The organism is Citrobacter sp. wls717 (assembly GCF_005280955.1).
Classification (GTDB): domain Bacteria; phylum Pseudomonadota; class Gammaproteobacteria; order Enterobacterales; family Enterobacteriaceae; genus Citrobacter; species Citrobacter werkmanii.
Map to the genome: position 1 here is coordinate 1 of NZ_SZWW01000005.1, position 9,402 is coordinate 9,402.

The 9,402-nt window shown below is 50.8% G+C and carries 9 protein-coding genes and 1 pseudogene; 4 read left to right on the forward strand and 6 right to left on the reverse strand.

Going from position 1 to position 9,402, the window contains the following annotated elements; all coding sequences use genetic code 11:
* Positions 1-167: 167 nt before the first annotated feature.
* Entirely contained in the window at positions 168-896 is a 729-nt protein-coding gene (dnaQ, locus tag FDX09_RS02345; protein ID WP_069324010.1) for a DNA polymerase III subunit epsilon, read from the reverse strand.
* Between dnaQ and rnhA the strand changes: the two are divergent.
* Positions 850-1,428 (forward strand): annotated as a pseudogene (rnhA, locus tag FDX09_RS02350) (ribonuclease HI). The gene dnaQ and the pseudogene rnhA sit on opposite strands and share 47 nt — an antisense overlap.
* On the opposite strand, the gene FDX09_RS02355 reads toward rnhA, so the two are convergent.
* Positions 1,425-2,147, reverse strand: a complete 723-nt coding sequence (locus tag FDX09_RS02355; RefSeq protein ID WP_137346738.1) for a class I SAM-dependent methyltransferase — start codon at positions 2,145-2,147, stop codon at positions 1,425-1,427. The pseudogene rnhA and the gene FDX09_RS02355 sit on opposite strands and share 4 nt — an antisense overlap.
* Before the next feature lie 33 nt (positions 2,148-2,180).
* On the opposite strand from FDX09_RS02355, the gene gloB reads away from it, so the two are divergent.
* A complete protein-coding gene (gene gloB / locus FDX09_RS02360; RefSeq protein WP_069323837.1) occupies positions 2,181-2,936 on the forward strand; it encodes a hydroxyacylglutathione hydrolase in 756 nt (251 codons plus the stop codon).
* Between the two features lie 71 nt (positions 2,937-3,007).
* The gene (gene mltD, locus FDX09_RS02365; protein ID WP_042310500.1) at positions 3,008-4,366 is read left to right on the forward strand and encodes a murein transglycosylase D; all 1,359 of its coding nucleotides are present in this window, start codon (positions 3,008-3,010) and stop codon (positions 4,364-4,366) included.
* Positions 4,367-4,415: 49 nt separating this feature from the next.
* Here mltD and FDX09_RS02370 read toward each other — a convergent pair whose 3' ends face one another.
* From FDX09_RS02370 to FDX09_RS02380, 3 genes are all read right to left on the reverse strand, one after another.
* Entirely contained in the window at positions 4,416-5,186 is a 771-nt protein-coding gene (locus FDX09_RS02370) for a class I SAM-dependent methyltransferase (RefSeq protein WP_137346735.1), read from the reverse strand.
* A gap of 78 nt (positions 5,187-5,264) precedes the next feature.
* On the reverse strand, positions 5,265-6,065 hold the full coding sequence (locus tag FDX09_RS02375; RefSeq protein ID WP_038637479.1) for an endonuclease/exonuclease/phosphatase family protein: 801 nt from the start codon (positions 6,063-6,065) through the stop codon (positions 5,265-5,267).
* A gap of 131 nt (positions 6,066-6,196) precedes the next feature.
* Positions 6,197-7,372, reverse strand: a complete 1,176-nt coding sequence (locus FDX09_RS02380) for an MFS transporter (RefSeq protein ID WP_121528610.1) — start codon at positions 7,370-7,372, stop codon at positions 6,197-6,199.
* A 104-nt stretch (positions 7,373-7,476) separates the two neighbouring features.
* On the opposite strand from FDX09_RS02380, the gene yafC reads away from it, so the two are divergent.
* Positions 7,477-8,391 (forward strand): DNA-binding transcriptional regulator YafC, encoded by a 915-nt coding sequence (gene yafC / locus FDX09_RS02385; RefSeq protein WP_137346736.1) that lies wholly within the window; start codon positions 7,477-7,479, stop codon positions 8,389-8,391.
* Between the two features lie 21 nt (positions 8,392-8,412).
* Here the strand turns inward: yafC and dkgB are convergent, their stop codons facing one another.
* A complete protein-coding gene (gene dkgB, locus FDX09_RS02390) occupies positions 8,413-9,216 on the reverse strand; it encodes a 2,5-didehydrogluconate reductase DkgB (RefSeq protein WP_137346737.1) in 804 nt (267 codons plus the stop codon).
* Positions 9,217-9,402: the final 186 nt, after the last annotated feature.

Consider the following 9,402-nt stretch of genomic DNA (forward strand, 5'->3'; position numbering starts at 1 on the left):
AGGCAGGTATTCTAACCAACTGAACTACCACTCCGCGTTGTGTTCCGCTCGGGAACGAAGCGAATATTACGGATTGCCTCGCGCCTCGTCAACGCTTTTTCTCACGTTTTTAATCGTTTGCTGCAAAAATCACCCGAATGGTCATTTCTGCACTGTAATTGGGTCATTTACGCCCGCCAGAGACAACTTCCACCCTTCTTCTGCACCAGGTCAAGGCGCGATTCATGGGCCGCTAACTCCTCATCAGTGGCGAAAACAACGCGTAGTTTACTGGACTGCCGAACAATGCGCTGGATCCCCGTGTCATTTTGCTGCTGGCTGTCACCTTCCATCGAGAACGCCATCGTGGTCTGCCCACCGGTCATCATCAGATAAACGTCGGCCAGAATCTGGGCATCGAGCAATGCGCCGTGCAGGGTTCGTTTACTGTTGTCTATTTCATAGCGCGAGCATAACGCATCAAGGCTGTTTCGCTTGCCAGGAAACATTTTCCTTGCCAGCGCCAGGCTATCGGTTATTTTGCAAAATTCGTTGGTTTTCGGAATATCACGATTGAGCTTAGCAAACTCGTAATCCATAAAGCCGATATCAAACGATGCGTTATGGATGACCAGCTCCGCGCCGCGAATGTAGTCGAGAAACTCATCGGCTACCTCGGCAAACGTAGGCTTATCGAGCAGGAATTCGTCTGCGATGCCGTGTACGCCAAACGCTTCCGGATCCACCAGCCGATCCGGCTTCAGGTAAACGTGGAAGTTATTACCGGTCAGGCGGCGGTTCACCACTTCGACCGCACCGATCTCAATGATCTTGTGGCCTTCGTAGTGGGCGCCAATCTGGTTCATACCGGTGGTTTCGGTATCAAGGACTACCTGTCGTGTAATTCCAGTGCTCATAACGGTCATTTATGTCAGACTTATCGTTTGATTTCGATTTGCTAAAACAGGAAGTCTACCAGAGATGCTTAAACAGGTAGAAATTTTCACCGATGGTTCTTGCCTGGGAAATCCAGGGCCAGGTGGTTACGGGGCAATTTTACGCTATCGCGGGCGCGAAAAAACCTTTAGTGAAGGGTACAACCTCACAACCAATAATCGCATGGAGCTGATGGCGGCAATCGTTGCGCTGGAAGCCCTGAAAGAACAGTGTGAAGTGATACTCAGCACCGACAGCCAGTATGTGCGCCAGGGCATTACACAATGGATCCACAACTGGAAGAAACGCGGCTGGAAAACGGCAGATAAAAAACCGGTAAAGAACGTCGATCTGTGGAAACGTCTGGATGCCGCGCTGGGTCCGCATCAAATCAAATGGGAATGGGTTAAAGGCCATGCGGGCCATCCGGAAAACGAACGCTGTGATGAGCTTGCGCGCGCCGCGGCAATGAGCCCCACTCAGGATGATATCGGGTATCAGGCCGAGTCTTAAGCGTCCGGCTTGCGGTATTGCCGGGTAGCGCCAACGGCCTGGCGGATAGGCGTTTTGCTTTTATTTTGTTTCATTGGGTTGAGCGTAAGTGGGATGGTTCGCTTACGCGCGACCACCAGTTGCAAACATCCCAGGGCAGGAATATGGGCGCTTAACATTTTCCCGCCTTTCTTGTTCCAGGGCAGAACATGAAAGCGGCTGTAGTGCAGCACTTCAAAATTTAGCAAAGAGAGCCAGTCCAGTTGACGCATGAGGGTAAACATCCGGCTGTTGTAAGGCGGGGTCTTGCGCAATACCGGCACCAGTTTACGCAGTCCCATCAGGCTTACCGGATTAAACCCGCTCAGAATCAACCAGCCGTCATCAATTAGCACACGATCGGCTTCGCGCAGTAACCGATGCGGATCGTCGCACCACGGTAACGTATGGGCCAACAAACAGACATCCACCGACTTGTCGGCAAAGGGCAGATGTAAAGGATCGGCCGTTACCTGCATGGGAGAACCCAGCAAAGAAACATTTACCTGATGAGAAACCGCGCACGATTCAGAATCGATTTCTGCGCTTAAATTACCAATTTTAAGCAGATGAAAACCGTACATTTTTGCGAACCACGGGTTAAGCTGATGCTCCAGCGCCTCACGATAGTATTCGCCCCAGGGTAAATCATCCCAGCTCACGGGCGCTACGACAGTTTGAGGGATCCTTGCCGGTTTCATCATAACCTTCCGTTTCGCATTGAGAGGTAAGATATGAATCTTAACAGTATTCCTGCATTTCAGGACAATTACATCTGGGTCCTGTCAAATAATGACCAACATTGTCTGATTGTTGACCCGGGAGAAGCCGCCCCAGTTCTGCAAGCCATTGCAGAACATAACTGGGTGCCAGAGGCCATTCTGCTGACCCACCATCATCAGGATCACGTTGGCGGCGTGAAAGAACTCCTGCAACACTTCCCACAAATAGTGGTATACGGACCGGCTGAAACGCAAGATAAGGGAACGACGCACATAGTCGAAGATGGCGATATTGCACTCGTATTGGGGCATGAATTTAAGGTAATTGCTACGCCGGGTCACACTTTAGGACATATCTGTTACTTTAGTCACCCTTACCTGTTTTGTGGCGACACGCTCTTTTCTGGTGGCTGCGGTCGGCTTTTCGAAGGTACTGCAACACAGATGTATCAATCACTTAAAAAGATCAGCGCACTTCCCGATGATACTTTGATTTGTTGCGCACATGAGTACACATTAGCAAATATGAAGTTTGCTTTAAGCATCCTCCCGCACGATTCGTTCATAAATGAATATTATCGTAAAGTTAATGAGTTACGCGTAAAAAAACAAATGACGCTACCCGTAATTCTGAAAAATGAGCGGCGAAATAATATTTTTTTGCGAACTGAAGATATTGATTTAATTAATGAAATAAACAAAGAAACAATATTGCAACAACCTGAAGAGCGTTTTGCCTGGTTAAGGTCAAAGAAAGATACGTTCTGACAATTCCGGGTTGCCTTTTGAAAACTTCGCCGTTATGATCGGTCGTCTTTTAAGCAACTATTGACACACACATGAAGGCAAAAGCGATATTACTCGCCTCTGTCCTGCTTGTTGGGTGCCAGAATACTGGTAACGTCCAACAGCACGCACAGAGCCTTTCTGCAGCTGGTCAAGGGGAAGCAGGAAAGTTTACAAGTCAGGCGCGATGGATGGACGATGGAACATCTATCGCTGCTGATCAAGATTTGTGGGCTTTCATTGGTGACGAGCTAAAGATGGGAATTCCGGAAAACAGCCGGATTCGCGAACAGAAACAGAAGTATTTACGCAATAAGAGCTATCTCCACGATGTAACTTTACGGGCAGAGCCGTATATGTACTGGATAGCCGGGCAGGTTAAGAAACGTAACATGCCAATGGAACTGGTATTACTACCCATAGTGGAGAGCGCTTTTGATCCTCACGCAACGTCTGGCGCCAATGCCGCAGGTATTTGGCAGATCATTCCGAGCACGGGGCGCAATTATGGTTTAAAGCAGACCCGCAATTATGATGCACGTCGCGACATTGTGGCTTCCACCACTGCCGCGCTCGACATGATGCAGCGTCTGAACAAGATGTTTGATGGCGACTGGCTGCTGACCATTGCTGCTTATAATAGCGGTGAAGGTCGCGTGATGAAGGCGATCAAAACGAACAAAGCGCGTGGTAAATCCACCGACTTCTGGTCGTTACCGTTGCCTCAGGAAACGAAGCTGTATGTGCCCAAAATGCTGGCTTTGAGCGATATTCTCAAAAACAGCAAGCGCTATGGCGTGCGTCTGCCTACAACAGACGAAAGCCGCGCATTGGCACGTGTTCGCTTGAATAGCCCGGTTGAGATGGCTCAGGTTGCCGATATGGCGGGTATATCCGTCAGCAAGCTGAAGACCTTCAATGCAGGCGTGAAAGGCTCCACGTTGGGTGCCAGCGGTCCGCAATATGTGATGGTGCCAAAGAAGCATGCAGAAAAGCTGCGTGAGTCTCTGGCTTCAGGCGAAATTGCAGCCGTGCAGTCAACGCTGCTCGCGGATAACACGCCGCTGAACAGCCGTAGCTACAAAGTTCGCTCTGGCGATACGCTTTCTGGCGTTGCTTCACGTCTTGGCGTGAGCACAAAAGACCTGAAACAGTGGAACAATCTGCGTGGTTCTTCCCTGAAAGTAGGCCAAAGCCTGACGGTAGGCGCTGGAACCAGCGCGCAGCGCCTGGCTAATAACAGCGATAGCATCACCTATCGTGTGCGTAAGGGCGACTCGCTGTCGAGCATTGCCAAACGTCACGGGGTTAACATCAAAGATGTGATGCGCTGGAATAGCGACACGGACAACCTGCAGCCTGGCGATCAGCTAACGTTGTTTGTGAAAAACAACGGTATGCCGGACTCCTGATAATATTGTAGAAATGAAGGCACTGGTTTCCCCCCAGTGCCTTTTTTATTTATCCTGCTTTATGCGCCTCTACCATTATCGTGTCGCTAGTAAACGACCCCTCTTCCTGTAATGCAAAGTAGGTCTTCACGTCAGCAGATGCACTCTGTTGGTATAAACGAATCGCTTCGGTCAACGCCGCAGGCGTACGCATCCGCGCAACCCACGAACTGAACTCCAGCGGCAAGCGGTCAGTTAACAAGGTGTCAGCAATGAGATTCGCGTCATTGATTAAAGACAGCCACTCCCCGCTGGAATAATTGCGTACGTGCGAGGTATCACGCAACGCTTCCACGGTTTGTAACCAGATATCACGTACAGGGTGACCCGGCGACATCACATCCATCACGATCAGTACGCCGCCGGGCTTCAGGACGCGGTTCACCTCCCGCAGCGCGCGCCCGACATCATGCCAGTGATGCGCGGAATAGCGGCTAATCACCACATCAAACGCGTTATCTTCAAATGGCAGGCTTTCGGCATAACCCTGGCGCGTGGAGAGGTTTTCCAGCCCCCTGTCTTTTGCCGCCTCCGCCACCACTTCAAGCATTTGTGAAGATAAATCATAAGCTACGACCAGCCTGACGTGTTGCGCAGCTACAAAACTGGCATGCCCTGCTCCGCATCCCATATCCAGTAACCGGGCTTGCGGAAATGCTGACAATCTTGCGGACAGGCGTTGCAAATCGCGGCCAGAGGCATGCACCGCACTGGTCAAATAAGCATTAGCCTGAGAGCCAAACTGTTTTTCGACGTTGTCATGATGGGAGCGTGTTGTCATTGTGTTGTCCTTCGGTTGTTGTTTAATAAGAAGGGCAGCACCACTACAGGTCTGCCCTACGGCAGACCTGACACACCGTTATTGTTCAGGTTTGCCGGGACTGAATTCAACGAGTAGCGGATTGTGATCGGATGCGCGGGTGACCAGCACAGAGGCTTCACTCACGTTCAAACCACGATAGAACACAAAATCGAGAGGGCGACCAAACGCGCGTCGGCGTTGATCGTCGGTAAAGCGCACCTGGCGCAGCGACATTTCGCGCGCAAAGCGGTACAGCGCATTCATCCGTCGACGGCTCCAGGCATTAAAATCACCCGCCATGATCACCGGACCGCTGTGATGGGCAATCTGATCGCCAATAGGAAGTAACTGCTTACTATAAACATCAACGCCGAGGCTGAAATTTACCGCGTGGATATTCACCACCATCAATAAACGCGTATCAGGCAATGGGTAAACCGTCACCAATGCCGATTTCGCCAGCCGTAAAATAGGCTCACGCTCGCGCAATGGACAGCAGTAAACAGGATGGGCGGCAGAGAGCGTCATGACGCCAGAGGGGTGCTGAGGCAGCACAAAGGCGGGTACCTGGTCGGCAGCGAGATAGTTAGCGGTCGCAAACTGCACCAGTTCAGGCGTGGTTTGCGCTTCCTGCAATAACACCAGATGCGCATCTTTGCCAAAATTTTTCAGCACCGACTGCCATTCTGCACGCTGCTGCTTAAAAATATTCCATACCAGCACGCGAATGCGATCTTCACTGCTTAACGGAGCACCTGCGGGTAATGCCTGGCCAATATGCGCAAACGACCCTGGCGGTAAAATTCGCTCAACGGGCTGTCCGGCAACATAACGCATGGCATAGGTGTTTTTTCGCACTTTAGACTTTCAAACCTCTGTAACGTCAACCAGTCCGCAGCCGGACTGGTTCTTCTGTTATAGGGATTTTAGCACTCACTTTCAACGAACAATTGCAGTTTGTTTTGTAAGTGGGCGCTTACATCAATGATTTACCCCAGAGCAATGCGTACAGGTTTATCAAGGCGACCGCTGACGCCCATCAGTAAGAAAGCCACCAGAACAATGAGGGCACCAATCCACGGCGTCTGCGCCAAACCGTAATGCTCCACCGTTTGCCCGCCAATCACTGAACCCAATGCAATACCAATGTTAAACGCTGCAATGTTGAGTCCTGATGCCACATCTACCGCATTAGGCGTGAATTGTTCGGCTTTCTGAACAACGTAGACCTGCAAACCCGGTACGTTGCCAAAGGCAAAGATCCCCATCACCAGAATAGTGGCCAGTGCGGCGTACTGAGTGGATGCGGTCACCTGGAAGACCATCAGCAGAATAAACAGTGCGGCGAAAATAAATTTCAGCGCAGGAACGGCACCATGCTTATCTGCCAGTTTGCCGCCCCAGATATTGCCGATAGCCACAGATACGCCATAACCCAGCAAGATCCAGCTTACTGCTGCCGGGGAGAATCCAGCCAGATCCTGCATCATCGGCGCCAGGAAGGTGAATGCCGTGAATACACCGCCATAGCCCAGCGCCGTAACGGCGTAAATCAGCAACAGACGAGGATGGGTCAGCACTTTCACCTGGTCACGAATGCTGGCGGCCGCCCGACCGGGAATGTTGGCCGGGATCAGCAGTTGGCTACTAATCAGCGCGATCACGCCTAACATTGATACCGCAAGAAAAGTCTCGCGCCAGCCAAAATGCTGACCGATGAATGTCCCCAGCGGCACGCCCGTAACCAGCGCCACCGTTAAGCCGCCAAACATAATGGCGATCGCGGAAGCCGCTTTCTCTTTCGGCACCAGACTTGTCGCGATGGTAGAGCCAATTGAGAAGAACACACCGTGCGCCAACCCCGTCAGCAGACGGGCGACGATTAATGTCATATAGCCCGGTGCCTGCCATGCCAGCAAATTCCCGGCCGTAAACAAGACCATCAGCGCGACCAGTAACTGTTTACGCGGTAAGCGTCCGGTCAGAGCAGTCAGCACCGGCGCGCCAATAGCTACGCCCAGCGCATAGATTGAAACCAACATTCCGGCGGAAGGTAACGAGATCGCCAGTTGTTGAGCAATGGTCGGCACCAGGCCGACAATCACAAACTCAGTCGTGCCAATAGCGAAGGCACTTATTGTCAGTGCAAATAAAGCGAGAGGCATAAATAACTCCATAACATCAGTAATCAGATGACACGCAGTATGCCTGGATGTTTTAATGACAAAAATATTCAAAATATCAATTTAATTTTGCTTCAGGTGCAAAAATGAAAGCAACCTCCGAAGAACTTGCAATTTTTGTCGCTGTCGTGGAAAGCGGCAGCTTCAGCCGGGCGGCAGAGCAGCTTGGACAGGCCAATTCCGCTGTCAGCCGGGCAGTTAAAAAGCTGGAGATGAAGCTCGGCGTCAGTCTGCTTAATCGTACGACCCGACAACTGAGCCTGACTGAAGAAGGAGAGCGATACTTCAGGCGTGTGCAGCAGATACTGCAAGAAATGGCTGCAGCAGAAACGGAAATCATGGAGTCACGTAATACCCCACGCGGCTTACTGCGTATCGATGCGGCAACGCCGGTAATGCTGCATTTCCTGATGCCGCTGATTAAACCGTTCCGTGAGCGGTATCCCGAGATGACGTTGTCTCTTGTCTCCTCAGAAACGTTCATCAATCTTATTGAACGAAAAGTGGATGTTGCGATACGCGCAGGCACGTTGACTGATTCAAGTCTGCGCGCACGTCCGTTATTTACCAGCTACCGCAAGATTATCGCTTCACCTGACTATATTGCCCGTTTTGGCAAGCCAGAGAGTGTTGAAGAGTTAAAACGGCACCTGTGTCTGGGGTTTTCTGAACCCATCTCGCTCAATACCTGGCCAATAGCCTGTAGCGATGGGCAGCTCCATGAGATCGAATGTGGGATTTCTTCCAACAGCGGAGAAACGTTAAAACAGCTTTGCCTGAACGGTAACGGCATTGCATGTCTTTCAGATTATATGATTGGCAAAGAGATCGAGCAGGGAGAACTGGTGGAACTGCTGGCCGATAAGCGACTGCCGGTAGAAATGCCTTTCAGCGCCGTTTACTACAGCGATCGTGCCGTCAGTACACGTATCCGGGCATTTATCGACTTCTTAAGTGAACATATAAAAACAGCTCCCGAAGGAGCTGTGAAAGAGGGTTAAAGGGTACAAAGGGTCAGGCAATTAATCCCACTCAGGGGCCAGACCTTCCGGGCTAACCAGGCGATCGTTGCAATCCAGTGCCGCGATCGCTGCTTTATCTTCGGCATCCAGATGCAGTTCCAGTGCCAGTAGGTTACTTGCCAGGTTTTCACGCTTGGTGGAAGAAGGGATTACTGAGTAACCTTCTCCCATTGCCCATGCCAGGATAACCTGTGCCGAAGTCGCATTATGTTTTGCGGCGATGCGCGCAATCACCTCATCTTTCAGCGCTTTACCATAAGCCAGCGTCATGTAAGAGGTGATGTGGATACCGTGCGCTTTCGCCCAGTCAACCACCCGACGGCTCTGCAGATACGGAGACAGTTCAATCTGGTTAGTGGCGATGTTCTCCACGCCCACTGTAGCAATGGCTTTTTCCATCAGCGGAATGGTGAAGTTTGAAATGCCAATTTCGCGAGTCAGCCCTTGTTCTTTAGCTTCAAGCAATGCCTGCATACATTCTTCGACAGATACGGCGTCACCCGGAGATGGCCAGTGGATTAGCGTCAGATCGACATAATCCGTACGAAGTTTTTTCAGGCTCTCTTTCAGGCTTGGGATCAGCTTGTCTTTGCTAAGGTTTTCAATCCAGATCTTGGTGGTGATGTACAGCTCGCTACGTGGTACGCCGCTCTCAGCAATCGCCTGGCCAACAGCCGCTTCATTATCATAGATTTGCGCAGTGTCGACAGCACGGTAGCCCAGCTCTAGCGCCGTTTTAACAGAAGCGATAACCACGTCGTCTTTCAGGCGAAAAGTACCTAAACCGAATGCAGGGATAGTCATGAAATTCCTCTTTTTAATCACAATGTTCGTTTACGGAGAGGATTATGAACTTCAGCGCTTTATAGAAAAAGAATGAAAAATGCAGAGGATTTTTGCGAATTTAGCAATAATTAAATCGCAGGCAAAGAAAAAGCCCTGAGCGTTAGCTCAGGGCTCTTAATAAGTGGCGGAACGGACGGGACTCGA

Excerpts from the sequence above, each read along its gene's own strand:
- dnaQ (WP_069324010.1), bottom strand. The coding sequence starts at position 896 with ATGAGCACTGGAATTACACGACAGGTAGTCCTTGATACCGAAACCACC.
- FDX09_RS02355 (WP_137346738.1), bottom strand. The coding sequence starts at position 2,147 with ATGAAACCGGCAAGGATCCCTCAAACTGTCGTAGCGCCCGTGAGCTGG.
- gloB (WP_069323837.1), top strand. The coding sequence starts at position 2,181 with ATGAATCTTAACAGTATTCCTGCATTTCAGGACAATTACATCTGGGTC.
- mltD (WP_042310500.1), top strand. The coding sequence starts at position 3,008 with ATGAAGGCAAAAGCGATATTACTCGCCTCTGTCCTGCTTGTTGGGTGC.
- FDX09_RS02370 (WP_137346735.1), bottom strand. The coding sequence starts at position 5,186 with ATGACAACACGCTCCCATCATGACAACGTCGAAAAACAGTTTGGCTCT.
- FDX09_RS02380 (WP_121528610.1), bottom strand. The coding sequence starts at position 7,372 with ATGCCTCTCGCTTTATTTGCACTGACAATAAGTGCCTTCGCTATTGGC.
- yafC (WP_137346736.1), top strand. The coding sequence starts at position 7,477 with ATGAAAGCAACCTCCGAAGAACTTGCAATTTTTGTCGCTGTCGTGGAA.
- dkgB (WP_137346737.1), bottom strand. The coding sequence starts at position 9,216 with ATGACTATCCCTGCATTCGGTTTAGGTACTTTTCGCCTGAAAGACGAC.